The sequence below is a fragment of the Microbulbifer sp. MCCC 1A16149 genome (genome assembly GCF_050368945.1).
GTDB lineage: Bacteria > Pseudomonadota > Gammaproteobacteria > Pseudomonadales > Cellvibrionaceae > Microbulbifer.
This window is the reverse complement of record NZ_CP185959.1, coordinates 293793-320608: the sequence shown is the minus strand read 5'-3', so window position 1 is coordinate 320608 and position 26816 is coordinate 293793. Positions and strand designations below refer to the sequence as shown.

Annotated in this window: 24 protein-coding genes; 9 read left to right on the top strand and 15 right to left on the bottom strand. The window is 59.9% G+C overall.

Going from position 1 to position 26816, the window contains the following annotated elements; translation table 11 throughout:
- Positions 1–5 precede the first annotated feature (5 nt).
- The 7 genes from ACONT6_RS01360 to lgt all read right to left on the bottom strand — a co-directional run bounded on the left by ACONT6_RS01360 (position 6) and on the right by lgt (position 5802).
- Positions 6–407, bottom strand: a complete 402-nt coding sequence (locus ACONT6_RS01360) for an ExbD/TolR family protein (protein WP_078085523.1) — start codon at positions 405–407, stop codon at positions 6–8.
- A 156-nt stretch (positions 408–563) separates the two neighbouring features.
- Positions 564–1091: a MotA/TolQ/ExbB proton channel family protein gene (locus tag ACONT6_RS01355; RefSeq protein WP_078085522.1), complete on the bottom strand. Its 528-nt coding sequence runs from the start codon at positions 1089–1091 to the stop codon at positions 564–566.
- Positions 1092–1105: 14 nt separating this feature from the next.
- Positions 1106–2473 carry a MotA/TolQ/ExbB proton channel family protein gene (locus ACONT6_RS01350; protein ID WP_428820100.1) on the bottom strand — a complete coding sequence of 456 codons (1368 nt, stop codon included), beginning with the start codon at positions 2471–2473 and terminating at the stop codon, positions 1106–1108.
- The gene (locus ACONT6_RS01345; protein ID WP_078085520.1) at positions 2470–3252 is read right to left on the bottom strand and encodes a DUF3450 domain-containing protein; all 783 of its coding nucleotides are present in this window, start codon (positions 3250–3252) and stop codon (positions 2470–2472) included. The genes ACONT6_RS01350 and ACONT6_RS01345 overlap by 4 nt, the downstream gene beginning before the upstream one ends.
- Positions 3253–3525: 273 nt before the next feature.
- Positions 3526–4044 carry a dihydrofolate reductase gene (locus ACONT6_RS01340; protein ID WP_428820099.1) on the bottom strand — a complete coding sequence of 173 codons (519 nt, stop codon included), beginning with the start codon at positions 4042–4044 and terminating at the stop codon, positions 3526–3528.
- Positions 4044–4877, bottom strand: a complete 834-nt coding sequence (locus tag ACONT6_RS01335; protein ID WP_428820098.1) for a thymidylate synthase — start codon at positions 4875–4877, stop codon at positions 4044–4046. Before ACONT6_RS01335 ends, ACONT6_RS01340 begins: the two co-directional genes overlap by 1 nt.
- A 55-nt stretch (positions 4878–4932) precedes the next feature.
- On the bottom strand, positions 4933–5802 hold the full coding sequence (gene lgt / locus ACONT6_RS01330; protein WP_428820097.1) for a prolipoprotein diacylglyceryl transferase: 870 nt from the start codon (positions 5800–5802) through the stop codon (positions 4933–4935).
- Positions 5803–5857: 55 nt separating this feature from the next.
- Here lgt and ACONT6_RS01325 point away from each other — a divergent pair, with 55 nt between their 5' ends.
- From ACONT6_RS01325 to ACONT6_RS01305, 5 genes are all read left to right on the top strand, one after another.
- Positions 5858–6691 carry an NRDE family protein gene (locus tag ACONT6_RS01325; protein ID WP_428820096.1) on the top strand — a complete coding sequence of 278 codons (834 nt, stop codon included), beginning with the start codon at positions 5858–5860 and terminating at the stop codon, positions 6689–6691.
- Positions 6692–7097: 406 nt separating this feature from the next.
- Positions 7098–9062, top strand: coding sequence for a L,D-transpeptidase family protein (locus ACONT6_RS01320; protein ID WP_428820095.1), 1965 nt, complete (start codon positions 7098–7100; stop codon positions 9060–9062).
- Positions 9063–9360: 298 nt separating this feature from the next.
- A complete protein-coding gene (locus tag ACONT6_RS01315) occupies positions 9361–10722 on the top strand; it encodes a L,D-transpeptidase family protein (RefSeq protein ID WP_428820094.1) in 1362 nt (453 codons plus the stop codon).
- 31 nt (positions 10723–10753) lie between these two features.
- Complete coding sequence (locus ACONT6_RS01310; RefSeq protein ID WP_428820093.1) at positions 10754–12277, top strand: L,D-transpeptidase family protein; 1524 nt, start codon at positions 10754–10756, stop codon at positions 12275–12277.
- A gap of 509 nt (positions 12278–12786) precedes the next feature.
- Positions 12787–13320 carry a DUF882 domain-containing protein gene (locus ACONT6_RS01305; protein ID WP_181254340.1) on the top strand — a complete coding sequence of 178 codons (534 nt, stop codon included), beginning with the start codon at positions 12787–12789 and terminating at the stop codon, positions 13318–13320.
- Positions 13321–13404: 84 nt separating this feature from the next.
- Here the strand turns inward: ACONT6_RS01305 and ACONT6_RS01300 are convergent, their stop codons facing one another.
- Both ACONT6_RS01300 and ACONT6_RS01295 read right to left on the bottom strand, forming a co-directional pair.
- A complete protein-coding gene (locus tag ACONT6_RS01300; protein WP_428820092.1) occupies positions 13405–14613 on the bottom strand; it encodes an imelysin family protein in 1209 nt (402 codons plus the stop codon).
- A 46-nt stretch (positions 14614–14659) separates the two neighbouring features.
- Positions 14660–15352, bottom strand: a complete 693-nt coding sequence (locus tag ACONT6_RS01295) for an HAD family hydrolase (protein ID WP_181254341.1) — start codon at positions 15350–15352, stop codon at positions 14660–14662.
- Positions 15353–15782: 430 nt separating this feature from the next.
- On the opposite strand from ACONT6_RS01295, the gene rppH reads away from it, so the two are divergent.
- Together rppH and ptsP are read left to right on the top strand one after the other, a co-directional pair.
- Positions 15783–16286, top strand: a complete 504-nt coding sequence (gene rppH, locus ACONT6_RS01290) for an RNA pyrophosphohydrolase (RefSeq protein WP_181255523.1) — start codon at positions 15783–15785, stop codon at positions 16284–16286.
- Between the two features lie 129 nt (positions 16287–16415).
- Positions 16416–18695, top strand: coding sequence for a phosphoenolpyruvate--protein phosphotransferase (ptsP, locus tag ACONT6_RS01285; protein ID WP_428821469.1), 2280 nt, complete (start codon positions 16416–16418; stop codon positions 18693–18695).
- 105 nt (positions 18696–18800) lie between these two features.
- On the opposite strand, the gene gcvH is transcribed toward ptsP, so the two are convergent.
- Positions 18801–19190: a glycine cleavage system protein GcvH gene (gcvH, locus tag ACONT6_RS01280; protein ID WP_428820091.1), complete on the bottom strand. Its 390-nt coding sequence runs from the start codon at positions 19188–19190 to the stop codon at positions 18801–18803.
- A 78-nt stretch (positions 19191–19268) separates the two neighbouring features.
- A complete protein-coding gene (gene gcvT, locus ACONT6_RS01275) occupies positions 19269–20357 on the bottom strand; it encodes a glycine cleavage system aminomethyltransferase GcvT (protein ID WP_428820090.1) in 1089 nt (362 codons plus the stop codon).
- Between the two features lie 325 nt (positions 20358–20682).
- On the opposite strand from gcvT, the gene ACONT6_RS01270 reads away from it, so the two are divergent.
- Positions 20683–22464 (top strand): SLC13 family permease, encoded by a 1782-nt coding sequence (locus ACONT6_RS01270; RefSeq protein ID WP_428820089.1) that lies wholly within the window; start codon positions 20683–20685, stop codon positions 22462–22464.
- Positions 22465–22609: 145 nt separating this feature from the next.
- Complete coding sequence (locus ACONT6_RS01265) at positions 22610–23266, top strand: 2OG-Fe(II) oxygenase (RefSeq protein ID WP_428820088.1); 657 nt, start codon at positions 22610–22612, stop codon at positions 23264–23266.
- Between the two features lie 36 nt (positions 23267–23302).
- Here the strand turns inward: ACONT6_RS01265 and ACONT6_RS01260 are convergent, their stop codons facing one another.
- The 4 genes from ACONT6_RS01260 to ACONT6_RS01245 form a co-directional block, all read right to left on the bottom strand.
- The gene (locus tag ACONT6_RS01260; RefSeq protein WP_428820087.1) at positions 23303–23869 is read right to left on the bottom strand and encodes a CBS domain-containing protein; all 567 of its coding nucleotides are present in this window, start codon (positions 23867–23869) and stop codon (positions 23303–23305) included.
- A 121-nt stretch (positions 23870–23990) separates the two neighbouring features.
- Positions 23991–24275, bottom strand: coding sequence for a hypothetical protein (locus tag ACONT6_RS01255; RefSeq protein WP_428820086.1), 285 nt, complete (start codon positions 24273–24275; stop codon positions 23991–23993).
- A 188-nt stretch (positions 24276–24463) separates the two neighbouring features.
- Positions 24464–25684 (bottom strand): hemolysin family protein, encoded by a 1221-nt coding sequence (locus ACONT6_RS01250; RefSeq protein WP_428820085.1) that lies wholly within the window; start codon positions 25682–25684, stop codon positions 24464–24466.
- 6 nt (positions 25685–25690) lie between these two features.
- Positions 25691–26722 carry a rhomboid family intramembrane serine protease gene (locus ACONT6_RS01245; RefSeq protein ID WP_428820084.1) on the bottom strand — a complete coding sequence of 344 codons (1032 nt, stop codon included), beginning with the start codon at positions 26720–26722 and terminating at the stop codon, positions 25691–25693.
- Positions 26723–26816 lie beyond the last annotated feature (94 nt).

The following is a 26816-nucleotide window of genomic DNA, read 5'->3' as shown; positions in this document are numbered from 1 at the left end:
AGCTGTTAACTCTTCTCTGTAGCGACCGACACTTTCTCGATTCCGATCTTCCTGGCCGCGTCCGCGATCAGGGCAACCTTCTCGATACTCGCCTTTTTATCGGGCTGAATTACCAACCACCCTTTCGGGTTTTCTGCGTAGAGACGCTCCAGGGTGTTTTTCACCAGGCGGTCATCTACTTGCTCTTTGGCAATCCAGATTTCGTTGTTGTCGTTAATCGCTACCAGAATAGAGGCGGCTTTGAGATCAGCGGTTGTCGCTTCCGGCTTCACTACGTCAACCCCGGGCTCCTTGATAAAGGTCGCGGTGACGATGAAGAAGATAAGCATGATGAACACCACGTCCAGCATGGGCGTGAGGTCAATCGCTTGCCCTTCTTCTTCAGCCGTATTCTGTTTTCTGCTCATTGCAACTCTCTTTAGCGAAATGCTATTAGCGAGATTTGGCCCTGTGGAGCTTTCACCTCAAGTGTATTGATAGTGAAAGCTCCCCGATTTGGCTAAACCTTCTCGGATCGCGGCAAGGGCCTGTGGCGCTCACCGGTCACCTGAACTGTGGTGCCGTCAGTGATCCATCGTCAGATGATCTTCCAGCAACTGGGTTTCGCGCTCTGCGGTACGGGTGATGTAAGTGTTAGCAAACACCCCAGACAGTGCGGTCACCATACCCGCCATAGTCGGGATGGTGGCCATGGATACACCGCTGGCCATTTGCTTTGCATCACCACCGCCGGTAATCGCGAGAACTTCGAACACGTTGATCATGCCCCAAACGGTACCCAGCAGGCCGAACAACGGCGCGAGGGCTACACAGGTCTGGATCATGTCCATGTTGCTCTGAATTTTCTCGGATACCCGGGAAACCAGTGCGTAGCGGATCTGGTGGGCACCCCAGGATTTGCGCTCGGGGCGCGCTTCCCAGGTGTCCACAGCACCCTGAACATCACGCTTCAGGGCACCCTTGAAGTAGAAGAACCGCTCGAAAATCAGCGTCCACATGAAGAAGGTCAGGCCGGCGATCAGGAGTAGTACTGGCCCGCCCGACGCCATAAAGGCGTTGACGGCGGCCCATGCGTCATTCAATGCGTGCATGTTGCCGCCTCCTCTTATTTACGTTCAGCGTTTTCTGCAACGATACCGGCACTCTGTTCGTCCAGGATGTGCAGGATGCGCTTGGCGCGGCCGTTCACGATGGTGTGCAGCAGCACAGTCGGGATGGCCACACACAGACCCAGAACGGTGGTTACCAGTGCAGAGGAGATACCACCAGCCATGGCTTTAGGATCGCCAGCGCCGAAGATGGTGATCGCCTGGAAGGTGATGATCATACCGGTAACGGTACCCAGCAGACCCAGCAGCGGAGCAACCATAGCGATGATCTTCAGCAGGTTCAGACCGGATTCGATGGCCGGACGCTCTTTCAGCACCGCTTCTTCCATCTTCAGTTCCAGAGTCTCGCCGTCGACACCTTTGTTCTCTTCCGCTACGGACAGAACACGACCCAGCGGGTTGTTGGTGTTCGGGGTAGAGGAGCGCAGCTGGGAGTTAACCTTGGCATTAACGCCAGACAGCACGATCAGACGCCATACGGCCAGCAGTACCGCAACCACACCAACACCGGTGATGATGTAGCCTACGATGCCACCCTGGTGCCAGCGCTCAACGATGCTCGGGCTCGCGATCATGGCTTTCAGGTAGGAACCACCAGTAGGACCAGTCGGGTCGATACCGAATGCGGTGAAGCCGCTGGTAGCTGCCTGCAGGTCAGACGCCATGCTCAGGTACTTACCGTCGGGCTGACGGATCAGCTCGGCCATTTTCTGGTTGTCGTTCATTTCCAGGTATTTACCGTTGGAAACCAGGTTGAAGTTACCCACACGAACCACTTCCTGCTCGGCCTGTTCGCCGTCGGGCAGGATTACGGTGCCGTTGAACTTAACAATCTTGCCGGATTCCACGGTTTCACGCTGCAGTTCGTACCACAGGCGCTCGATTTCCTGGATGGTCGGCAGCTTGGTAGCGGAGTTCATTTTTTCGATCAGCTGATCGAGGAACTCGGCGCGGCCAGGGTACTGGGCAGAAACCAGAGAGGTGTCCAGGTTGGCGCGCAAGTCGCCAGCGGTGGAGGTCAGGTGGCCGAACAGTTCTTTCAGAGAGCCGAGGCGCTCGTCCAGCTGCTGACGCTTCTGTTGAACCAGCAGTTCCTGTTCTTCGTACTTCTTTTCCAGCGCCGCAGAGCGGGCTTCTTCGGAAGCGCGGGTGTTTTCAGCCTGGCTCAGCAGGGAAGCCTGATTAGCCTTCTGACGACGGAAGTCAGCTTCGCGTTTTTTGTGCTCGGCAGACTCGGAAATTTTAGAGCTCTGAACCATCTTCAGCAGTTGGTCCAGGGAAGTAGCTTTGTCCTGGGCTACAGCGGAAACGCTGATCAGGCCAGCGGCAGCTACTGCGAGTACGCTTTTGGCGATGGTTTTCATTGCGCAGCCTCCGGAGCCGGAATCGGCATAGTCATGATGTCGGTAGTGGCCTGTTTCTTGGCGATTTTCAGACCCTGCATGATTGCACGGCGGTATTCGCCGGAATCAACTTCAACCCAAGCTTTCTGCTCTTTGTCGTAAGCCAGAGAGATTTTGGAGTCGGTGGTCTGAGCTACCAGAGCGATACGGCCGATCTGCAGTACGTTGACTTCGCGATCCTGGCCGTTCACGTTCAGGGTGTCGCCGTAGCTGTCGATCTTGCGCGCGTATTCCGCTTCGAAGTTGTACAGTTCCAGCACCTGACGGAATTTCTCCGCTACAGTGATATCGGAACGGTCCATATTGTTCTTAACACCTTCGAGGTTGGACTTACGCTCGGCCAACTTGAAGGGGGCGTCCAGTTCGATGAACTGCTCCAGGCCGTCCAGCATACGCAGGATCAGAGGCTGGATCTGACGCTCGATCACGGTTACCTGATCGATGGACTCGTCGAGGTCCTTGATCACGGCCAGCTGGTTGGCCAGCTGCTTTTCGAGCTGACGGTTATATACGCGCAGGCCGTCGATTTGCTTGTTCACTACCTTGAACTCGGTCAGCAGTTCAGAGGTTTCCTGAGCGATCTTGTCGATGCGCTTTTGAGATGCAGTTGCCGCAGCAGTTTTCTGCTGGCCAACTTTGAGGACGTTATCGAGTGTGTCCGCAGTGGCTACGCTACCGTACAGTGCGCCGGCAGACAGCGCAGTGGTCAGCGCCACAGCCATGAATCGCTTGGTTTTCATTAGACCCCCCAGTGGGTTCAATATTTCACAACATGGTCGCGATGGATTAGCTGCCACAACGCGGTATTTTTTGGTTTGAAGACAGCTAAGAGCCGCACATTGTAAACAGCCGTTTTGATTATTCAAATGCCGATTGACTGAGGCACCTGAGCTGTGTAGCTGGGTAACACTCGGGTAACACCCTCGAGTTCCATGCACACATATGCGGCGGCTTGCATTGCACAACATTTAACCAAAACTACCCGATAGGGCATTTTTTAGTCAAATTGTTTTTTATTTAAACCTGTCGTACTGGACTAAGCAGTAGTTGTATTCGTCCTTCTCAGACGCCGGGTAACAGTCCCGACTGACTTCCCGCCAGGTTTCGTTCAGCGCAGGGAAGAAGGCATCTCCCTCGACTTCAGTATCCACCTCGGTCACATACAAACGCTGTGCCAGAGGTATCGCCTGTCGATAGATTTCTGCTCCGCCAATCACCATTATCTCGTCAACCCCGTCACGGACAGCGGTATCCGCGGCGATAGCCAGCGCCTGTTCCAGTGACGACACCACGGTGACGCCGTCGACGCACCAGTCAGGGTTGCGGGTGATGACGATATTCTGCCGCCCGGGCAGCGGTCGCCCGATGGATTCGAAGGTTTTGCGCCCCATCACCACCGGCTTGCCGAGGGTGGTGCGCTTGAAAAACTGCAGGTCTCCGGAGATGCGCCAGGGCAGCGTATTCTCACGCCCGATGGCGCGGTTGCGCGCCATCGCCACAATCATCGCCAGCGCAGGCGAAGCGACAGCCATTACACTGCCACCGGTGCGGGAATATGCGGGTGCGCCTCGTAACCCTGAAGCTCAAAGTCTTCGAAACGGAATGCGAACAGGTCATCGACTTCCGGATTGAGCACCATCTTCGGCAATGGCAGCGGCTCGCGGGAAAGCTGCTCTTCTACCTGCTGCATATGGTTGGAGTAGAGGTGGGCATCGCCAAAAGTGTGCACGAAGTCACCCGGCTCGAGGCCGCATACCTGCGCCAGCATCAGCGTCAGCAGGCTGTAGGAGGCGATATTGAAGGGCACCCCTAGGAAAATATCCGCACTGCGCTGATACAGCTGACAGCTCAGCTTGCCGTCCGCGACATAGAACTGGAACAGCGCGTGACATGGCGCCAGCGCCATCTTTCCGGCGCGGGCATTGTCACTCGGTGACACGCCCTCGTCGGGCAGGTCCGAAGGATTCCACGCACTGACGATCAGGCGGCGGGAATCGGGACGGGTCTTGAGCTGCTGAACCAGCTCACTGATCTGGTCGATGTGGCGCCCGTCTGCGGTGGGCCACGAGCGCCACTGGTAGCCATAGACCGGCCCCAGGTCGCCCTCTTCCGAGGCCCACTCATCCCAGATACGCACACCGTTTTCCTTCAGGTACCCGATATTGGTATCCCCCTTCAGGAACCACAACAGCTCGTGAATAATCGAGCGCAGGTGACACTTCTTGGTGGTGATCAGCGGGAAACCCTCGGCCAGGTCGAATCGCATCTGGTAACCGAACACACTGCGGGTGCCGGTACCGGTACGGTCGCTCTTATCGGTGCCGTTGTCGCGCACGTGACGCATAAGATCCAGATACTGCTTCATTTATATCTCTTGGCTGGTAATTGATTACGGTGAGGCGGCCAATGCCGACTTCGCCTTATTTGGCCTGCTTGGCCTGGCTCTTGGCGGTGCCGGCAGCGCCCCTGGAGGCTCGCTTTTCTTCCCCCTGGCCACGCCCCTCCGGTATCGGCTGGGTGCGGTAGCTCCAGATCAGCAGGAGGATGCCACAGGCGATCATCGGCAGGCTGAGCAGCTGGCCGCGGGTCATCCAGCCGAACATTACCTCGATACCGATATCCGGCTGACGCACGAATTCCACGATGAAACGGAAGCACCCATATAGAAGGATGAACAGGCCACCGACCGCGAGGCGCGGACGCGGCTTGCTGGAGAAAACCCACAGCACCACAAACAGCACCAGGCCTTCCAGGAAGGCCTGATAGAGCTGGGACGGGTGGCGCACCAGATGCTCCGGATCGCGGGGGAACACCATACCCCAGGGCACATCGGTCTCGCGCCCCCACAGTTCCTGGCCGATAAAATTGCCGAGACGCCCCAGGCCGAGGCCGATGGGAACCAGCGGGGCGACGAAATCGATCAACGCGGGGAAGGTGGTGCCGATCTTGCGCGCATAAATGGTCGCCGCAATCATGACGCCGATCAGACCGCCATGGAAGCTCATGCCCCCTTCCCACACCTTGAACAGGCTGAGGGGGTGCGCGACCAGTTCGCTGAAGTTGTAAAAGAACATGTATCCGAGTCGGCCACCGATCACCACGCCGAGGGCGCAAAACAGGATCAGGTCCTCGACTTCCGACTTGATTACCGGCGACCACGGCTTCTCCGCGCGACGCATTGCCAGCCACCAGGCGGCGGCAAATCCCGCCAGGTACATCAGGCCATACCAGTGGATTTTGAGGGGCCCGATGGCGACAGCAACGGGATCAATCTCGGGGTAAGTCAGCATGCTCAAACCGCAGTTATTGAAAGTGGGCGTTATTATGGCATTGAGGAAATGACTATTGCGAGACGCTATGTGCCTGCTTTTGTTCGCCTACCGCCAACATCCCCGCTACCCGCTGTTACTCCTGGCCAATAGGGATGAGTTCTACCAGCGCCCCACCGCGCCCGCGCAGCCGTGGCAAGACAGCCCGATTACCGCGGGACGCGACCTCGAGGCCGGCGGCACCTGGCTCGGGGTCACCCCCACAGGCCGCGTGGCCGCGGTGACCAATATCCGGGAGCCCGGTGTACCGGAACCCGCACAGGTACTGTCCCGGGGAGAGATCCCGGTGAATTTTCTCGCCGGTGAACAGCCTCCCGCGGACTACGCCGCGGAACTGCCAGGCTCTCGTTACCGCGGTTTCAATACCCTGCTGTTTGATCATCGCGCAAGCGAGCCACTGGTTTGTGCAGGCAATCGCCACCGACCCTTCATCATATCCCCCGGTGTGCACGGCATTTCCAACGGGGCACCGGATGCGCCCTGGCCCAAGGTAATCCAGGGTCGCCAGGCGCTTTCGGCGTTGGCCGCGGCACTGCCCCAACAAATAGATACGGAATCCTTTGTCGCCCCGGCACTGGCGCTGCTCGCTGACGACACCCGCGCAGCCGATACGCAGCTTCCGGATACCGGGGTAGGACTGGCGGTGGAGCGGGCCCTCTCCCCCATCTTTGTGCGTATCAACAGAGAAGATGCCGTCGGCACTGACAGCCCGCTGCGTCAGGGCTATGGCACCCGCGCCAGCACCCTGGTGGCCGTGGACAGTAGTGGCGGCGTGCAATTGTGGGAGCAGACCTATATTGACGGGCGGGTCAGCGGCGACCTGCGCCATTTTTCCTATCCGGCGAGCTGAACGATCGCCGTCCCGCGATGGGACGCTGCACACAAGTAACTGTGTATTTCCCGCCAGTTTGGCGCCGGATTCCCACTTATCCTGCGTCGCGACCGTTTATGCCGTGGAATTCATTTTTATCCCCCCACATCTCGTAAGGTGAAAAGAAGTTCGCGCCAAGCAAATTTCGCATTTGTTGCCATACTTAATTTCACAGGCAGACGGATGTTGAGATACGCGCAAGCGGTCTCCGGCTCCGTCTCTATAAAAGGAAGGTCGCGCGGGATGCTCGACTAAGGTGCGCCGCCGACGGGTTTGTCCCGTCGTCTAGCGGGAATCAGGCGCGCCGATGGTTGGGAAGGTATGAACGATCGGGCTCCCGGCTTCCGCACTGTAAACCGGCGCCCTGCAGTATCGCTGAGGTACCATGTCATATTTCATTCCAGAGCGTCGCAAACGCAAGTCACCGCTGCCGTTGATTTTTCTCGGTAGCCTGTGTGTGTTTGCCCTCTATTACGCATTCACTGCCAATCAGAAAACGGTGCCGGTATTGCCGGAGAACGCCGTGCGGCCGCATCTGGTGAACTGGCTGGAGGACAACCCCGACGCCTGGCCCGCGCAGGATCCGATTTTCAATCCGGTGGCGGTGCGCCGCATCTACCGACGCACCGACTATCGACTGCTGTGGTTTGATAACTACAGCCTGAGCGATACCGCCAACGATCTGCTCAAGCAGCTCACCGCTTCGAGTTCCGGCAACCCGAGTAGCATGGTGGACTACCGCTATCACCTGGGTTATTTCGACCGCACCCTGCGCGACACACCACAGCGCCTGCAGATGGCCGCGGTGCTCGATGTACTGCTTACCGATGCGTTTATTTCCTACGCCCAGGACACGCAGCTCGACAAGCTCAATCCCAGCGCACCCAAGCACCAGCCCCGGCTGCGTCGCAAGGACATCACCCCGGTCAATCTCACCGGGGGCGGGTTCATGATGGCCAGCACCCGTAGCTATGCTGCTGATGCGCGCCAGTACGCTGCCAACGACAGCGGCCGCCAGTACTTCCGCGGCTACAATCGCGGTAGCCAGAATACGCAGGCCGTGGACCGCTCGCGCTATTACACCCAGCGCCGCGGCACTACCCAGCAGCGCGGCAATGCCTACAGCTCGGGCTCCCGCTATGGCACCAGCCATTCCGCCCGCTACTCTACCCGCAGCTACCCGCAGACCTATCCCCGCGCAATGCCGCGCTTCCGCAACCTGCAGGATGAGGGCTCCGGCCTGACACCCAGCCATGGCGAAGGGCTGTTCATCGAGGAGAACACGCCCTTCGGCAGCGATGCCCAGGCACTGCGCGAGCAGCTGGCACGCTACCGCAATATGGCCGCCTCCGGTCGCTGGCGCCCGCTGCCCGCAGGCCCGGCAATGACCATCGGCGCCAAGCACAACAACGTGGTCTACCTGCGCAACATGCTCGCCGTGTACGGGGATTACTACGGCTACGGCGACATGAACAGCAAGAAGTTCGACCAGAGCCTGCACCAGGCGGTGGTCCGCTTCCAAATCCGCCACGGACTCAAGCCCGATGGTATTGTGGGCAAGCAGACCCGCGAGCGCCTGAATATCTCCCCCACTGCGCGTGCGCATATCATTGAGGCCAATATCCGCCGCCGCGAAAAGCTGCCCGCCAACCTCGGCGACCGCTTTATCCAGGTCAACATCCCCGGGTACAACCTCAACTATGTCGAACACGACCGCATCAGGCTGTCGATGAATGTGGTGGTGGGCAAAAAGGTCCACATGACCCCGGAGATCAATACTCGCGTCGCTCGCGTGGTGTTTAACCCCACCTGGACGGTACCGCGCAGTATTCTGGTGAATGAGATACTGCCCAAGGCCCGCGCCAACCCGCACGGCATGGAAAATATGGGTTACCGGGTGGTCAACGGCAGTGGTGAGTATCTGCCGCTGAGCTCCCAGAACCTGAAGCGCGCCGCGGCCGGTGGTTTCCTGATGCGTCAGAAAGGCGGTGAGCAGAACATTCTCGGCCGGATAAAATTCGAGATCCCCAACTCGGATGATATCTACCTGCACGACACCCGCGCCAAGAGCCTGTTCGGCCTCACCGATCGCGACTATAGCCACGGCTGCGTGCGCCTGGCCAAACCCCGGCAGCTGGCAGAGGTACTGCTGCGAGACGAGCCCGGTGACTGGAGCCGCTACCGTATCGAGCAGCTGACCACCGGCGACGAAACCACCGAGGTGCGCATGAGCAAAAATGTGAAGGTGTACCTCACCTACTGGACCGCCTGGGTCGACGGTGAGGGCCGCATGCACTTCCGCCCCGACATCTACGGCAAAGACGGTCTTGCGGTGAACCAGTTCAACTGAACACGAGCAATCGCAGCCACTAGCGAGTCGCTTTAACCCACTTCTCTCACTGCCCACTGCACTGCCGGGTGGAAGATCCGCCCGGCAGTTATTCCGAATCCTCGCGAAATCCCCCCTCCGCATACCCCAATCTTATTTGGCGCCAATCCGGTCACAAGTTACCAATTAGAGGCACAGGGTTCGCCCACAGCGCACCTGAGCCTCGGACTCCTCGATTTCCGACTCTTCTGCCAGCCGTGGGCCGCCCGACCGTGTAACGGGGCCATTCGGCCGGCAAAGCGTAGATCAGGGGTCACTGATGGGTAACAGACTGGGTATTCAATTGAATCTGGGCGCCGCGGTAGTTCTGTCGCTGTCACTGGAGAGCGCCGCCCTGGACGCGGCTACGCAGGGGGAAACACCGTCATCAGACACGGCCAGTCCCACGCCACAGCAGATCACATCCAAGCGATCATCCACCGACATCACCCCATTGCCCGGCGACTCGGTATTCACCACCGTAACCGGCTCCTACAGTCCGTTTACCCCCTACGGTCGTCAGTACGCACTGATGCGGGAAGAGCTGGCACGCTACCGCGCTCTCAGTGAGGGCGAGCACTGGCAGCCACTTCCGGAGGGACAGACACTCGCCCCCGGAGTGCGCGACCCGCGCGTCAGGATATTGCGCAGCCTGCTGATGCAATATGGCGATCTGGCCACCGCCAATGATATGGCCAGTGCCGAGTTACAGGACGACGACAAAACCGACAGTGATCACTCTGCAGCTGAGCGCTTCGACAGCGAAGTACGCATTGCCGTCGAACGTTTCCAGCGCCGCCACGGCCTGCGCGCCGACGGCATAGTGGACAGCGCCACCCGCGCGCACCTGAACACCCCGCCGGCAAAGCGCCTCGCCACCCTGCAGGCCAATCTCGATCGCTGGCAAAAAATGCCGAAGGATCTCGGCCCCCGCCATATTGTGGTCAACATTCCCGATTACACCCTGCGTTTAATCGAAGGGGATCAGGAGCAGTACCGGATGCGCGTGGTGGTGGGAAAATCCAAACACCCCACACCACAGATCAGCACCCGCCTGACCAGGGTGGTGTTTAATCCCACCTGGACGGTGCCGATAAATATTGCGGTGCGCGAACTACTGCCCAAGGGCAGCGCCCACCTCACTGCGGGCGGCTATCGCCTGGTCAACAATCGCGGCAAATCCGTCCCCTTCAGCGGCCGCAACCTGCGCGCCTTGCGGCTCGGCAGTGTGGCACTGCAACAGCGCGGTGGTGAGGGCAATGCCCTCGGGCGCTTCAAGTTCGTGATTCCCAACCAGCAAGCCATCTTTCTGCACGACACCCAGAGGAAGGAACTGTTCAGCCGCAGCAAACGTGCATACAGCCACGGCTGTATCCGCCTGGAAAAACCCCAGGAGTTCGCACAGATCGTGCTCGCCGACCAGGGCAAGCGGCCCGGCAAATGGAATGCAGAAAGGCTATCGCGCTATACCACCGGCACCCGCACACGGGCAGTTGCGCTGGATCAGCCAATCCCGGTGCATATCGTCTACTGGACAGCCTGGGTTGATGAAGAGGGGTTACTCAACTTCCGCCCGGATATATACGGCCGCGACAGCGCCGGGGAAGCCACAGACAGTGCCGCCGATGACAGCGCGCAGTAGCAGCACCGCAGAATGAGGAATGGGGGTTCCCATGAGCAGTATCACCAGCAAACAACTTAAGCAATCCAAACAGTGCCGGCACTTTTATGCCATCGTGGCACTGAGCTGCTGTGCCCTGCTACCGCTGATGGAAACCGCAACAGCAGAAGATACAGAAGTTCACGGCGAAGAGCCGAAGGTACAGACCGAGCACCCGGCACCGGAGCAGGCATCGCGCACACCACAGCCCCAGCAGTCGGAGTCAGATAAACCGGATTCGAAAAAAGCAGAATCGGAACAAAAAGAACCGGAACAAGCCCCAGAGAAAAAGAAACCTGTGAAGCGGGAAAAACAGGCCGCGGCAGAGCCTCAGGCAAAACCGGATAATAAGGAAGGGAAAAATACGAAGGGAGATAAAGCAGCGGAAAGCGCACAGACCGCTACCGCCGAGCCACAGAAAAAAGCTGCTGAAAAAAATTCCGAACCGGATCAACAACCTTACACCGGTGCAGATAGCGCAGTGCACTTTGCCACAGCCGGGAACCGCCTGCGGGAAGAGGCCGCGCGCTACCGCGAAATGAACAGCCAGTGGCAGGCGATAGAGCCGGGCGTCTCGCTACGCGCCGGTGATCAGGGGCCTCGCGTAGCGCAATTGCGCAAGCTGCTTCACCTGTTCGGCGACTACACCGGTCAACCCGGTCCGGTTTCCGATGACAGCGGCAATCCCGAGCGATTCGACGCCGGCCTGCAACTGGCGGTGGAGTCCTACCAGCATCGCCACGGCATGGTTGTAACCGGTGTCGCTGACAAAGCCACACTGCGGGAGCTTGAGCGCCCCCCCAAAGAGCTGGCGCGGCTGCTGGAGTTGAATGCCAAACGCTGGGACCAGCTGCCAGACAACCCGGGGCAGCGATATATTCTGGTCAATGTTCCCGACTTCCGCTTGCAACTGATCGACCGTCAACGGATCGTGCTGTCGATGAAAACCGTGGTGGGCAAAAGCACCAAGCGCACGCCGGAGATGACCACCAAAGTCGTATCCGTAGTGTTCAACCCGACCTGGACGGTGCCGCGCAGCATCCTGCTCACCGATCTGCTGCCGAAGGCCCGCAATAATCCGGAAGCCATGCACAAACGCGGCTACCGGGTCGTGAAGTACGGCACCAACACCACTACCCCGATAAGTGATGAGAGTATCCAGAGTGCCGCCAGCGGCAAGGCCACTCTGCGCCAGATCTCGGGGCCCGGTAATACCCTCGGGCGGGTGAAGTTTGTTATCCCCAACAAACAGGCCATTTTCCTGCACGACACCCAGGCCCAGAGCCTGTTTGAGAATCACCACCGCGCCTACAGCCACGGCTGTATCCGCTTGCAGCAACCGGAGGAGCTGGCTTACGCCCTGCTCGGCCACCAGGGCTGGGACAGAACCCGGGTGGCACAGGCGACCACCGGAGATGAGTCAGTCACCATCAAGGTGGATGATCCGCCGAAACTCTTCATTACCTACCTGACTGCCTGGGTGGACGGCCTGGGCAAGGTCAACTTCCGCCCGGATATCTACCACAGGGATAACTGACCTGACCCGCCCCGCCTCCGTGGTATCCGAACGCCCACGGAGGCCCTGTCTCCTCCTTACTTTGAGCAAAATGTCCGCTAGCCGTACCTCCTTGATCCGCCCCCAAATGGTGGTCCCTCCGCACAGCCCATTGCGCCAATAGCCCCTATCGCGCACTGATCCGCCACAAAACCACGCCTAAAACCCGGTGGTCCCACTCACGCGTCGAAAAACCGCCAAAGTTAGAACCAGTCAGTCGCAGAAAAATAATTTTCTAAGCATGACAACGTTGTCACCAAGATTTGGCGGCTTTGCCCGGCGCATCCGGCAAAAAAAATCCGAAAGCCGTAGGCTGCTAGAAAAAAAACACCAGGCTATTTTTTGATCAATTCGCGATAAGACCTGATCGGTTTGTAACCAATGCTTATTTTTCGTACAGTGCAGCCATACCGAGATGCAGGGGAAGCAACTCGAAGACTAGAAGCTCATGACGGCAACACTCACTACTAAAGCAAAGGCGGTAACAGGGTATGAAAGAACTTTCACGACGCAGGTTTTTGGCAGTTTCTGCAGCTACCGCGGCGGCGGTTTCAGCCGGCCCCGCACTGGCAAAAGTAGGCAAGTCGCGCAACCTGAAAATGCGCAACCTGCACACCGGTGAGCGCCTGAATACCGCCTACTGGGCGGATGGCGACTACGCAAGCAGCGGCCTGAAGCAATTCAACCGACTGCTGCGCGACCACCGCGCCAACGAAGTTACACGTATGGACCCGAAACTGTTCGATATCGTGTACAAGCTGAAAGAAAAGCTGAACTACAACGGCGAAATCGAGATCATCTCCGGATACCGTTCGCCGAAGACCAACGCCAAGCTGCGTGCAGCGGGCCGAGGTGTGGCACGCCGAAGCTACCACACCCGCGGTATGGCACTGGATATCCGTATGCCGGGTGTCGCACTGTCCAAAGTACGCCAGGCTGCTCTGGACCTGAAAGCGGGCGGTGTGGGTTACTACCCGAAGAGTAACTTCGTACACGTCGATACCGGTCCGGTACGCCGCTGGTAATCACCAGCCGCGCTGGCCAAAACCAAAAAACCCAGGCTCTGCCTGGGTTTTTTGCGTCTGGAGCCTGCGTAAAAGCGCGCGGTGCTAGTCCTCCGCCGGGGTAGTCAGGCTGACTGGGGTCATGTCCTCTTCCCGCGCGGGCACCCGGGTATCACCAGAGATCAGTCCCAATAATGTCTCAATCTGCTGTCGGCTGCGCTGCAGCTCCGCTGGTTCCGCCAGTTCAATGGGGTCTTCCATTTTCAACAGGCGCGCCTCCAGCTGGAGAAACACCTGCTCCAGTGCCGCGGTCTGGTGACGGTCCAGCAACAGGTCCGCCAGGCCACCACCGCCCTCCGGCAGCCAGCTGGCCTGCAGGTTGCGCAGTATCGCCAGCAACGCCTGCTTGGAGTCCGCAGCGCGGCCGCTTTCCACATCACTCTCCGAACTCTCCGGTAGCCGCGGCAATACTTCGTTGCTGATCAGGTCCATATGCGCGGAACGAACCCACTGCAGCCTCGCCGCGGGGGGCTTGGCCAGGTAGCGCTGGGACAGGTCATTCGCGGTCAGCGGCCAGCGTGCCGCCAGTCCGGACAGATCCTCGCGGATGCCCTGGGTAATCAGACGGGTCAATTCACGACGACGGTTGGAGGCCTGAGCCTCGGGCTGCTCACCGCCACTGACCTTGGCGAACTGGTCAGCACTGCGCTCACTGGTGGGGCCCCACAACATGACTTCCAACGCGTGAAAGCCGGTGCTGGCCTCTTCATGGGCGGTCAGGCGGTGTTGCTTGCGCAGGTTTGCGAGGGTGAGCTCTATGGCGGTGTCATTGACGATACCGCTGGTGGAATAACCGGGCACCGTGTCCAGATAGCCCGCCTGGGTGGGCCAACTGTCCAGCGCCAGCATCAGTTCTTTACCCTGCTGCTGCAGGTCCGCCGGTGAAAATGCCACCTTGATGAACGGCAGCGCACCCGCCAGTTCCCGGTGCGCATCCAGCCATGCCAGCTTGGCCGCCTCGAGGTGATCCTCGGTGGGTGATTCCAGCAGCTCAGCCACCGCGCGCTCCAGCGCCTGTCCGGCCGCTTCGGCATCGATAATCTGCGCCTGTCCCGCCTGCCAATACTCGGTGGAGAAGGCTTCCGCTGCGGCTTTGTCGATCACCTGCGCCGACGCCACCGGCGCACTGGATTCCTCCTCGGTTTCCGGTGCCTTGCGCTCGCATCCGCTTGCCAGCAGCAGCCCACTCAGGGCCAGTGCCAGCGGTAGCGCCCGGGCCAAGGGCGGGAGAGACTTATTGACTGCGTATTTCACGTATTTTCCTGAACTGTGCGTAGTTAGACCGATTTCCGCGCCGCGATTACCGCTGCAGCACGCTGGTAAATTCCTCGCTATCGCCGCGCAGGCTGATCACCTGCCAGCCCCGCGACAGTGCCTCGTCCCGCAGGCGCGTATCCGGGTCGACCGCCACCGGGTGCTCAACCTGCTGTAACAGCGGCAAATCATTGATGGAGTCGCTGTAAAACCATTTCTCCCCGCTGGCATAGCGCGGATTCTGTTCCAGCCACTGTTGCAGGCGGATGACCTTGCCCTCCTGAAAACAGGGCTCGCCGGCCACACGGCCGGTAAATTTGCCATCGACCTCTTCCGGCTCAGTAGCCAGCAGAGTGTCCACTCCCAGCCGGGTGGCGATGGGTTCCACCACAAAGCGGTTGGTGGCGGTGATGATCATGATGTGGTGACCGGCCTCCCGGTGGTGCTGGATCAGCGTTTCCGCGTGGGGCAGCCAGATGTCACTGATCACTTCGTGCATGAATTCCCGCTGCAGATTTCGCAGCTGCCCGCGGGACAGTTGCGCCAGCGGCTCCAGGGCGAACGACAGGTAGGCGAAAATATCCAGGCTGCCGCTCTGGTATTCCCGCAGGAAGCGATCGTTCTCACTGCGGAAGCGATCGCCATCCACACATTCGCGGGTTACCAGAAATTCACCCCAGGCGTGATCACTGTCACCGCCAATCAGGGTGTTATCCAGGTCAAAAATCGCCAGCTGCACAAAATTCTCCTTTATTGACTATAGGCAACACTGACGCGCAGGTTGCCCGAACGGCCATTTTTTACGCCAAACCGACGTCGCCGCTGTAATGCTGGCGGGGGAAAGCCGCCCTCACCAATCTCCAAGGCGGGAGATTTTACCCCGCTGCGGTGGCAGCTTGCACCGACCGATGTCACCGAATTGCCGTAATTCAGTCGCTGTGGAACAATGCAGAACATTATGGTGCGTCAGGTATCCAATACCGCTCTGGTAACGCACCGGCAAATTTGAGGACGGCATTTTGGGCGACGGCAAGCAGACTCCAGCCGGGCGTAAAAACCGCCGCAGACCCGCCAGATCTTCCGCGCGCAACGACAAATCCGGCGGCGGAAAAGGCCCCCGCAAGTCGGGTGCGGAAAAATCTGGTACGACTTCGGACAACGATAGCAATATCGACAGTGAAGGCTTCCGGCCCAACGTCGGCATCATTGTCCTGAACGAGCGCGGTCAGGCCCTGTGGGCACGCAGGGTGGGTGGCAAAGACGCATGGCAATTCCCTCAGGGCGGCATCAACCCCGGCGAATCCCCGGAGCATGCGCTCTATCGCGAACTCTACGAAGAGGTCGGCCTGACCCGCAGTCAGGTTACCCTGCTTGCGAGCACCCGCGGCTGGCTGCGCTACCGGCTGCCGCAACGCTTGGTCAGGCGGCGCTCCGAGCCGCTGTGCATCGGCCAGAAGCAGAAATGGTACCTGTTGCAGCTGAACGCCGAAGAAAGCAACATCAGTTTCGAAAACGGCTACAAGCCAGAATTCGATCACTGGCGGTGGGTGAGTTACTGGCACCCGCTGACCAAGGTGGTGACCTTCAAACGGGAGGTTTACCGGCGTGCGCTTACAGAGCTTGCGCCCACGCAATTACAATTGGAAAGACGCTGGCTGAAACGCGACCAGTAAATCTGTGCCTGCACCGGGAGCAGCCCGGCGCAGTTGCCGAGGAAAAATCCGGCAACCACAGAGCGCGACACGGCCAGTGACAGCCTCCGCAATTGGGCGGGGGTGGAAGAATACGGCGAGGAAGCCACTTTGCTCGGATCACTGCGCAGCATCGTTCAGGAAGTCAACACCGCCCGGGATCTCACCACCGCGCTGAACATCATTGTCCGGCGGGTGCGGGAGGTAATGGAAACCAAGGTGTGCTCGGTTTACCTGCGCGACAAACAATCCGGCAACTATGTGCTGATGGCCACCGAAGGCCTGAACCAGGACGCCGTTGGCCAGGTACATCTGGCCCCAGGCGAAGGCCTCGTGGGCAACGTCGCCACCCGCGAAGAGCCCATCAACCTCGAACACGCCGAGGCTCACCCCGCATTCCAGTACTTCCCCGCCACCGGCGAGGAGCGTTTCTCCGCCTTTCTCGGCACCCCCATCATCCACCATCGCAACGTGCTCGGCGTTCTCGTGGTACAGCAGACCGAGCGGCGGCGCTTTGACGAGGGCGAAGAGGCCTTCCTGGTCACGCTTTCCGCACAGCTTGCCGGCGTTATCGCCCACGCGGAAGCCACCGGGGCCCTGGCCAACATGGGCCAGCAGCGCAACGAGACAAAGTTCACCGGTCTCGCCGCGTCTCCCGGGGTTGCCATCGGCCGCGCGCATATCGTTGCGCCACCCGCCAACCTCGCCACCGTGCCCTTCGCCTGCACCATGGACGTCGAGGGTGAGCTGAAGCTGTTTCACCAGGCCCTGGCCACAGCGCGGGATGAAATCCGGGATGTCGGCGAACGCCTGAAGAACGACCTGAACAAAGAGGAGCGCGCGCTCTTCGATGCCTATATCAGCATGCTCGACGACAACTCCATCGCCGTCGAGGTGTGCGAGCGCATCCGCCAGCAACTGACCGCCAGCCGCGCCTGGGCAGAGGTGATGCTGGAGCATGTGCGGCGCTTCGAAGCCATGTCCGACTCCTACTTCCGCGAGCGCGCCGCCGATGTACGCGACCTGGGCGCGCGGGTACTGATGCACCTGCGCCAGCAGGAACTGAGCCTGCGTGAGTACCCGGACAATACCGTGCTGGTCGGCGAGGAGCTGACCGCATCGGTGCTGGCAGACGTGCCGCGGGAAAAGCTCGCCGGGCTGGTCTCCATCAAGGGGTCCTCCAACAGCCACGTGGCCATCATTGCCAGGGCCATGGGGGTACCGGCGGTAATGGGCGTCCAGGAACTGCCATGGGAGCAGGTGGACGGCGTCGAGCTGGTGGTGGACGGCTACCGCGGTGAACTGCATATTCATCCCGGCCCGGAACTGAAGCGTCGCTACGACGCGATTGTGGAAGAAGAGCGCGAACTCGCGCGCAACCTGGATCATCTGGCCAAACTCCCCGGTGAGACCGCCGACGGCCACCGGGTGCGGCTGTGGGTAAACACCGGACTGATGGCCGACGTGGTGCGCTCGCTCGAGCGCGGCGCCGAGGGCGTTGGCCTGTACCGCACCGAAGTCCCTTTCCTGCTGCGCGACCGCTTCCCCTCGGAAGAGGAACAGCGGGAAATCTATCGCGAACAGTTGCAGGCCTTTGCGCCGCGCCCGGTGACCATGCGCACCCTGGATATCGGCGGCGACAAGGCGCTGTCATATTTCCCGATCGAGGAAACCAACCCGTTCCTCGGCTGGCGCGGTATCCGCGTGACCCTCGACCACCCGGAGATTTTCCTGGGCCAGGTCCGCGCGATGATGAAGGCGAGCCTTGGGCTCGACAACCTGCGCATCATGCTGCCGATGATCAGTGGTGTCGGCGAGCTGGAAGCCGCGCGCAAACTGGTGGACCGGGCTTACGATGAACTGGTGGATGAGGGCTACGCGATCCAGCGCCCGCCGCTCGGCATCATGATCGAGGTGCCGTCAGCGGTATATCAGGCGCGCGAGCTGGCCAAGCGGGTGGAATTCATGTCCGTGGGCAGCAATGACCTGACCCAGTACCTGCTGGCGGTAGACCGCAATAACAGCCGCGTTGCCGGCGTGTACCACAGTTTCCATCCAGCAGTGCTGCAAGCACTGCTGCAGGTAGTTACCGCCGGGCACGAGACCAGTACCAAGGTGGGTATTTGTGGCGAGCTGGCCGGCGATCCCGGTGGTGCGCTGCTGCTGGTGGCGATGGGCTACGACGTTCTGTCGATGAACGCCACCAACCTGCCGCGGGTCAAGGCCGCGCTGCGGGAAGTGAAAAAATCGGATCTCGACCGCCTGCTCCAGCAGGTACTGACAATGGAGTGCCCGGAGCAGATTGAGGAAAAGCTGCGCGGGTATTTACAGGATCTGGGGATCGGCGGGCTGGTGCAACCGCAGCAGGCTGAGGCCAGTTCGGATACCTGACCCCTTTGGGGATCTCTAGAATATCTTGTGGAGGCACTGCTGCCGCACAAACAAAAACGCCGGGCGCAATGCCCGGCGTTTTTGTTTCGGAAAGAGAGGCGCTGATCAGCCCTCGTCGCTTTCCGCCTTGTACGCTTCCGCGTCCAGCAGCTTGTCCAGCTCGCTCTCATCGCTCGGCTTGACCTTGAAGAACCAGCCGTCGTCGTACGGGCTGGAGTTCACGGTTTCCGGCTCGTCTTCCAGCGCTTCGTTGATCGCAATCACTTCACCGGAGATCGGGGAGTAAATGTCGCTGGCAGCCTTGACCGACTCAACCACACCCGCCTCTTCGCCGGCGTTCAGGGTCTGGCCCACTTCCGGGGTTTCCACGTATACCACGTCACCCAGCGCATCCTGGGCGTGATCGCTGATGCCCACGGTTACGGTGCCGTCCTCTTCCAGCCGCGCCCATTCATGGCTGGAGGCGTATTTCAGTTCGCTGCGAATCTCGCTCATGGGTTCTTCCCTCAAAAAAGCTCAAACTTAGCTGTAAACAGTGTATTCAGAAAATAGTCCAGTGGCCCGCAGGCAGCCTCACACCAGAGACTTGCCGTTGCGCACAAAACTCGGTTTTACCACCCGCACAGGGATCAGCTTCTTACGCATCTCGACCTGTGCAGAGTCGCCCACACTCACCGGCACCCGGGCCATGGCAATGGAAAAGCCCAGGGTGGGGGAGAAAGTTCCGCTGGTGATGATACCGCGGCGATCCTCGCCGTCCACCACAACCTCTTGCCCGGCGCGCAGAACACCGCGCTCTTCCAGCACCAGGCCAACCAGCTTGTTCTCAACGCCCGCAGCCTTTTCCTGCTCCAGCGCCTCGCGACCGATAAACTTGCGATCCTGCGGCTCCCACGCGATGGTCCAGGCCATATTGGCCTGCAGCGGCGAGGTATCGTCGTCCATCTCGTGGCCGTACAGGTTCATACCCGCTTCCAGACGCAGGGTATCCCGCGCACCGAGACCGCAGGGAGCGACGCCGGCATCGGCCAGCGCGCGCCAGAAGCCGGAAGCATCATCGTTGTTGAGCATGATCTCCAGGCCATCTTCACCGGTGTAGCCGGTGCGCGCGATAAACCAGTCGTCACGGGCAAAACTGTTGAATACTTTGAGGCCGTCGATGGCCGCGGCCCAGTCGATGCCCATCACTTCCTTCACCTTGCCGATGGCATCGGGCCCCTGGATCGCGATCATCGCCAGGTGCGGGCGCTCGGTCAGGGTCACGTCGAAAGCGGCGGCCTGCTGGTTCATCCACGCCAGGTCTTTTTCCCGGGTAGCGCAGTTGACCACTACACGGTAGCCGGGGTCGCGGAGGTATACGATCAGGTCGTCCACCACACCGCCTTTTTCATTCAGCATGCCGGTGTAGAGCGCCTTGCCGGGGTTGCCGTCCAGCTTGGCCACATCGTTGGCCAGCAGGGTGCGCAGAAAATCTCGCGCGCCATCACCGTCCACGTCCACCACGGTCATGTGGGATACGTCGAACATACCCGCGCCCTGACGTACCTTGTGGTGCTCTTCCAGCTGTGAACCGTAGTGCAGCGGCATGTCCCAGCCACCGAAGTCCACCATTTTGCCGCCCATGGCAACGTGGGCATCGTAAAGCGCGGTTTTGTTTCCCATTCTGTGCTGAATCCCGTGTCTTGAAACTGAGTGAAGGCGCGAACTGCAAACCGTCAATCCGGTAGACGGTGGCAGGCGGCAAAGCCGCGTATTCTAACGGCCCGGCAATGGCAGATACCAGATGCCAATACTCTGCAAAGACTAGCAGCCGCAGTGAAAAATTTTACCCGGCAACGCTTATGGAGCAGTCTGCGCGCACTTTTTGCCCCGGAATCGCTCCCCTATTTGTAGCAAGGCTATATAAATATGCGAAAAAATCACTTTTGGTGCTAAAGGGTTTGCAGTAGCTTTAGCCGTCATCTGTCCCCAATAAACGCTTTCTACTATGGATTGGTCCGGCTGGTTTTCCCTTTTTCTTGTTTTCGCCGTACTGGCCACACTGATCTTCACCCGGATTCCGGCCTTTATGGTGATGATGGCCGCGCTCACCCTGCTGAGTGTCAGCGGTATTCTCACCCCGGCCGAAGCCCTGTCCGGCTTCAGCAACAGCGGGCTGATCACGGTGGCGGCCATGTTCGTGGTGGCCGCCGGTATCCACGCGTCCGGTGGCATCGATATGATGGTGAAACACCTGCTGGGGCGCCCAAATACGGTGCGCTCGGCCATGTTGCGGGTGTTCGCACCGGTGGTGGCCCTGTCCGGTTATCTCAACAACACACCGGTGGTAGCGACCATGATCCCGGCGCTGAACGCCTGGGCCAAGCGGATTGATATCGCCCCTTCCAAGCTGATGATTCCGCTGAGCTACGGCGCCATCCTCGGCGGCACCCTGACCCTGATCGGCACCAGTACCAATCTGGTGGTCAATGGCCAGTACCAGGCCATCACCGGCAACGAGGGTTTCTCCCTGTTTTCCATCGCCGCTGTGGGCCTGCCCGCCGCACTGGTGGGCGTGGCCTTCATGCTGCTGTTCTTCCCCCGCTGGCTGCCGGACCGCCGCGAGAAAAAGCCCTTTGGTAACCTGCGGGAGTTCACCCTGGAGGTGGCCATCGACAGCGAGGGCCCACTGGTGGGACAGACCGTGGAAGATGCCGGGCTGCGGGGGCTGCGTCGGGTTTATCTGGTGGAGATCGAGCGCGACGGCCGCATCATCACCCCGGTGCGTTCCGGAGAGAAACTGCGCGGCAGTGATCGCCTGGTGTTCGCCGGGGATACCGAGGCGATCTCCGACCTGCTGCGCATGCGCGGCATAGTGCCGTCGGATCACCACGACGAGGATACCGCGCTCACTACCGGTATCGAGGAACGCCGCCTGGTGGAGGTGGTGGTCTCCCCGCACTGCGAGGTGATCGGCAGCAGTATTCGCGATGCCCAGTTCCGCAAACGCTACGGCGCCGCGGTACTCGCGGTGGCGCGGGAAGGCCAGCGGGTCGAGGGCAACCTCGGCAGTATCAAACTGAAAGCCGGTGACTCCCTGCTGCTGGAAGCGCGCCCCGGTTTCGTGCTGCGCCAGCGCTACAGCAAGGACTTCCTGCTAATCAATGATCTGGAGGCAGAAAGCCCCCGCCACGAGCGAGGCCTCACCTCCTGGCTGATCCTGATTACCATCGTGCTGGCGGCAGGTACCGGGCTGATCAGCATGCTCAACGCCGCCCTGATTGGCGCTGGCGCCATGCTGCTGACCCGCTGCTGCTCGGTGAACCAGGCACAGAAAAGCCTCGACCTGCCGGTACTGATCACCATTGCCGCCTCCTTCGCCCTGGGCGTCGCACTGCAGAAAACCGGTGTCGCCGCCATGCTGGCGGAAGGCGTGATCTCGCTCTCCTATGGCCATCCCTGGCTGATGCTGATCCTGGTCTACCTGTGCGTTTCCATGCTCACCGAAATGGTGACCAACAATGCGGCCGCCATCATCATGGTGCCCATCGTGCTGCAGATTACTGCCAGCGCCGGCCTGAACCCCGAACCCTTTATGTTCGCGGTGATGATGGCCGCTTCCGCCAGCTTCGCCACTCCGCTGGGCTACCAGACCAACCTGATGGTGTACGGTCCCGGCGGCTATCGTTTCTCCGATTACCTGAAAGTGGGCATTCCCATGAACCTGCTGATCGGGGCGGTGACAGTGACCATTCTGATTACTGGCTGGGATCTCACCCTGGGTCAGTAATCCACACAGAATTTGCTGGCGCGGCGACGCGGGCGGCGGTATAAAAGCCGCCCACACCAACCCGCTGCGCCCGATAGCCTCCCCCGCGCAGCCACTTTCGGAATCCACCTGATTGAACGCTGCTTTTCCCCACGCGGAACTCCCCGTGGACAACTCCTGGGTGCGCGGCCCTGACGGCGACGATCCTCTCGACCTGATCGCCAGTGCCCTGCGTGAAACCGGCTACATTGTCCTGCCCGCACCTCTGCCGCCCGCCCTGCTGGGATCGCTGTTGCGCCACTTCCGCTCCATTGACCGCGCACGCTTCCAGACCGCCGGTATCGGCCGAGAACAGGAGCACCAGCTGAACCAGTTTGTGCGCACGGATGAGATTTTCTGGCTGGATCGAAGCAACCCGGCAGTGTCCGCCTACCTGAGCTGGGCGGAAAACCTGCGCCTGGGGCTGAACCGACGCCTGTTTCTCGGGCTGTTTGACTACGAATGCCATTACGCCCGCTACGATCGCGGCAGCTATTACAAGAAGCACATGGATGCGTTCAAGGGAGGCACCAACCGGGTGGTGAGTACCGTGCTGTACCTGACCCCGAACTGGCAGCCCAAGGACGGCGGCGAACTGCAGATCTACGCTCCGGACAGCGATACGGTGATCGAGAAAGTCGCACCGCGATTCGGACAGATGGTGATTTTCCTCTCCGAGGAATTTCCCCACGAGGTGCTCACCAGCCACCGGCCGCGCTACAGCGTAACCGGCTGGTTCCGGGTAAATAACAGCCTCGGGGAAACCGTCGACCCGCCCCGCTAAAGGCTGGGTCAACGCAAACAAACCGGTTAAGTGCGGTCAGTGCACCGCAGCGACTGCGCGCAGTAACTCAACAAAGCTTTCCGGGGTATCGATCGGGTACTCCATATTCAGGCGCGCGGCCACCGCTTCGGCGCTGATCACACCCCGCACATGGTGCTGATCCGTATCCACCACCAGGCAGTGACGCTGCCCGCTGCGCCGCATCGCTTCCAGCACATCGCGGATAGACGCGCCGCGCAGCTGATCGCGGTTCAGTAGCTGCAATTGGTTGCGGCGACGCATCAGGTCTCCCACGGCCAACTCCCCGCGGCTGTGTCCGGCAGCCACCAATTGCATGACCCGCTGGTAGGACACATCTTCAGCGGTCAGCAACCCGATAAAATCGCCCCGGTGGTCCATCACCAGTACCCAGGAAAGATGTCCGGTGCGCAGCACCTGGGCAGCATCCAGCGCAGACATCGATGCCGTGAGCACGGCCGGGTGATGTTTCTTGAAGTCGGTGACAAATTTGAGCGCCGGCGAGTCCAGACTCAGCTCGTGAAACTCTTCCGGGAAAACCAGCTTGTCGGAATCCTGTAACGGGGTCAGTTCCAGTTTTTTCATGGCAATAATTCTCTTTTTTCAGACGCAGGCGGCCGTTGTCGGTAGCGCATGCGACCAAATGATTTGGCTGGCACCGATAGCAAAGCGGAAAGCCATCGGTGCCAATTTCGATAACGGGAATTTATTGCCGGGCGGGTGGCCCGCGGATGGGATAAGCGGCGAGCGCCGCAGAAGGTGAGAACTGCTGTTGAAGAAAAAAGGAGACAGGCTTGGCGCCTGCAAATTTGACCGGTGTCGCGGTGGCTACCGCACTGGAGTCCGGTTGCTCCTGCGGCTCGCTTCCCCCTTCAATCAGGGTACTGACCAGAGTCTGTGCAGACTGTACATCTACAGTCTGCGCTTCCGTGCGACCTTCGGCACAGAACAACACAGATTGCAGCAGTATCAGCAGGATTCCAACGCGCACTACGGTCTCACTGACTAGGTTAGGGCAGAAACAAAATTATGGGAGTGTTACCGCGATCAGCCGGGCTGACCTTTATTACTCCGTTGTTACTGTTATCTGCGCACTGCGCCACTTTTTCAAGTGTATTGCGATGAATCGATAGGGAATTGAGGTCACTCTTGCCGCCAGATGCCCGCTGCACAATGAACTCAACTATTTTTTCCGCTGTTATCGCCTTTATCACCGGGAGTTTCGGAATCTCCCTCGGCGCTGTCATCATGTCCACGTGAAGCGCCTTCCACCTCGTCCAGCTGGCGCTGGATTGTTTCCCGCAGCAGATCCTGGGGCTCTTCGCCCGCCTGCTCCCGCTGCGCAGATTCGTCCACCCGCAGTCCGTAGCGCTTGGAGCGCCAGCGCCACAGACGCTTGGCCAGCTCCTGGCGATCGGGGGTTTTGTCCGCTTCGTCGACGATCTCCTCCCCCAGCAGGGTTTCGAGAATATCCTCCAGGGTAACCAGCCCTTCCAGGCTGCCGTACTCGTCCACCACGGCACTGATCTGGATCCGTCGTGACAGCATCTTGTGGAATACCTGATAAATCGCCGCGGTTTCCGGCAGCATCAGCAGATCGCGTCGCAGGCTGCGAAGGCTCTCGTCGCGCTCGCCGCGGGCATAGGCCTGCAGCAGGTCCTGTTTAAGCACAAACCCAACTACCAGGTCGGGATCGTCCTTTTCGTAAACCGGGATACGGGAAAAACGGCTTTTTTCCACCGGCTCGTAGGCCTGCTCAATGGTCAACTCCTGGGACAGGGAGTACACCACGGTGCGCGGTGTCATCACCTCGCGCACGGTGTGGTCGCGCAGGGTGAAAAACAGGTTGTGCAGAATGCTGGATTCGTGCCGCTCCAGCTGCCCTTCCGCTTCACCGATCTCCGCCATCACCGCGAACTCCTCGCGACTGAATCCGGTCAGGGTTGGGCCATGGGCCAGCCCCCGGGTCAACCAGTTCGACAGCCATACAAAAGGTTTCAGGACAATCACCAGATAGCGCAAGCCGTAGGCAGTGACCGGAGCCAGTTGTCGCCAGTAAACGGCGCCCAGGGTTTTCGGAATAATCTCGGAAAACACCAGGATAAGCAGGGTAAGTATCGCAGAGGCGATACCGAGATAATGGTTGCCAAATACCGCCGCGGCCTGGGCACCGGCACCGGCGGCACCCACGGTGTGCGCGACGGTATTGAGGGTGAGAATTGCGGCGAGCGGCGCGTTGATATCGTCCTTCAGCTTGCGCAGCAGGCGCCCGGACTTATGCCCCTCACGCTCCATCAGGCTCACATACGGGCGGGTAACACTGAGTATCACCGACTCGGCAATGGAGCACAGGAAAGAAAAACCCAGTGCGATAAGAACGTAAACAATCAGCAGAACCATGGGCGATCAGAATTCTTTGCGGGAGGCGGTGGTTTTGGTTTGTGCAGACGCGCGAGTGTCTGAAAAATAGCGCCGCGCGCCGCCTGCGCTACAGAACAGCAGCCCGAGCAACAGGCCCGCGGCAAAGCCGCCGATATGCGCGGCATTGGCGATACCACCGGGAATAAAGTAATCCACCACGCCGATCATGCACACCAGCAGCCAGATGACCGCCAGCCATACCAGCGGCGGCGGCACGTCGCGCCAGCCCGGCTGCCAGCGCTGAATCACAAACGCCACCCCGATCAACGCGTATACCACACCGGACATACCCCCAAACAGGTTCTGCGGCGCCCACACATACTGGGCCAGGTTGGCCGCTGGCGCACTCAGCAATACCAGTACCGCAAACCACAGGGTGCCCGCACGCGCCTCCAGGGCGCGGCCGATAATCCAGATCCCGAGGGCGTTGAACAGCGCGTGCGGCAGCGAAAAGTGCACCATCGCCGGGGTCCACAGGCGCCAGAACTCTCCCCGCGACAGATGCCAGGCCAGGGACGAGCTGGACAGGTCAAAGTCGCCCGGTTTCTGCGGGAAAATCACCAGCGGCTCTGCCCAGCCCTGGCGCAACATCAACCAACCGATAAAACACAGGGCGATCAAAATAATACTCAGCGGTGTCTGCCGCAGGGGCCACTGCGGAATGACCGATGGCGGCGCCATGGCCTGGGCATCAGATTCCTGACTCTCGGCCGTTTCGCGATCAACTTCACCAGGCTCCGATTGCACGGGCTGTTCGGCATCCCCGGCTTCTGCGTGTGCGGGCGCACTCTCGTCGTAGGTGTGTACCTGAATCTGCGAGAGATCCACTTCGCCCGCCTGCCAACGCTCGAGCAGCTGTTTCATCGGCTCCACCAATTGCGGCGCCAGGCTCGCAACCCGCTGGAGGTTGTTTTCCTCACTGATACGCAGGGGCAACTGATGGCGGCGAATAAATTCCGCCACCGGTGACAGGTCTTTATTCAGCGGAAATTCACAAACGGTAATCCAGTTACTCAAACGCGGGCCTACTCGGGTAAAAAGCAAAAAGTTTGAACGCGCGACTCTATCAAATTTCCCGCCGGGATTCCGGCAGCTCCCGGAACACAAAAAA

Bases quoted from the DNA above. Each gene is read 5' to 3' on its own strand.
- ACONT6_RS01360 (WP_078085523.1), bottom strand. From the start codon at position 407: ATGAGCAGAAAACAGAATACGGCTGAAGAAGAAGGGCAAGCGATTGAC.
- ACONT6_RS01355 (WP_078085522.1), bottom strand. From the start codon at position 1,091: ATGCACGCATTGAATGACGCATGGGCCGCCGTCAACGCCTTTATGGCG.
- ACONT6_RS01350 (WP_428820100.1), bottom strand. From the start codon at position 2,473: ATGAAAACCATCGCCAAAAGCGTACTCGCAGTAGCTGCCGCTGGCCTG.
- ACONT6_RS01345 (WP_078085520.1), bottom strand. From the start codon at position 3,252: ATGAAAACCAAGCGATTCATGGCTGTGGCGCTGACCACTGCGCTGTCT.
- ACONT6_RS01340 (WP_428820099.1), bottom strand. From the start codon at position 4,044: ATGGCTGTCGCTTCGCCTGCGCTGGCGATGATTGTGGCGATGGCGCGC.
- ACONT6_RS01335 (WP_428820098.1), bottom strand. From the start codon at position 4,877: ATGAAGCAGTATCTGGATCTTATGCGTCACGTGCGCGACAACGGCACC.
- lgt (WP_428820097.1), bottom strand. From the start codon at position 5,802: ATGCTGACTTACCCCGAGATTGATCCCGTTGCTGTCGCCATCGGGCCC.
- ACONT6_RS01320 (WP_428820095.1), top strand. From the start codon at position 7,098: ATGTCATATTTCATTCCAGAGCGTCGCAAACGCAAGTCACCGCTGCCG.
- ACONT6_RS01315 (WP_428820094.1), top strand. From the start codon at position 9,361: ATGGGTAACAGACTGGGTATTCAATTGAATCTGGGCGCCGCGGTAGTT.
- ACONT6_RS01310 (WP_428820093.1), top strand. From the start codon at position 10,754: ATGAGCAGTATCACCAGCAAACAACTTAAGCAATCCAAACAGTGCCGG.
- ACONT6_RS01305 (WP_181254340.1), top strand. From the start codon at position 12,787: ATGAAAGAACTTTCACGACGCAGGTTTTTGGCAGTTTCTGCAGCTACC.
- gcvH (WP_428820091.1), bottom strand. From the start codon at position 19,190: ATGAGCGAGATTCGCAGCGAACTGAAATACGCCTCCAGCCATGAATGG.
- gcvT (WP_428820090.1), bottom strand. From the start codon at position 20,357: ATGGGAAACAAAACCGCGCTTTACGATGCCCACGTTGCCATGGGCGGC.
- ACONT6_RS01270 (WP_428820089.1), top strand. From the start codon at position 20,683: ATGGATTGGTCCGGCTGGTTTTCCCTTTTTCTTGTTTTCGCCGTACTG.
- ACONT6_RS01260 (WP_428820087.1), bottom strand. From the start codon at position 23,869: ATGAAAAAACTGGAACTGACCCCGTTACAGGATTCCGACAAGCTGGTT.
- ACONT6_RS01250 (WP_428820085.1), bottom strand. From the start codon at position 25,684: ATGGTTCTGCTGATTGTTTACGTTCTTATCGCACTGGGTTTTTCTTTC.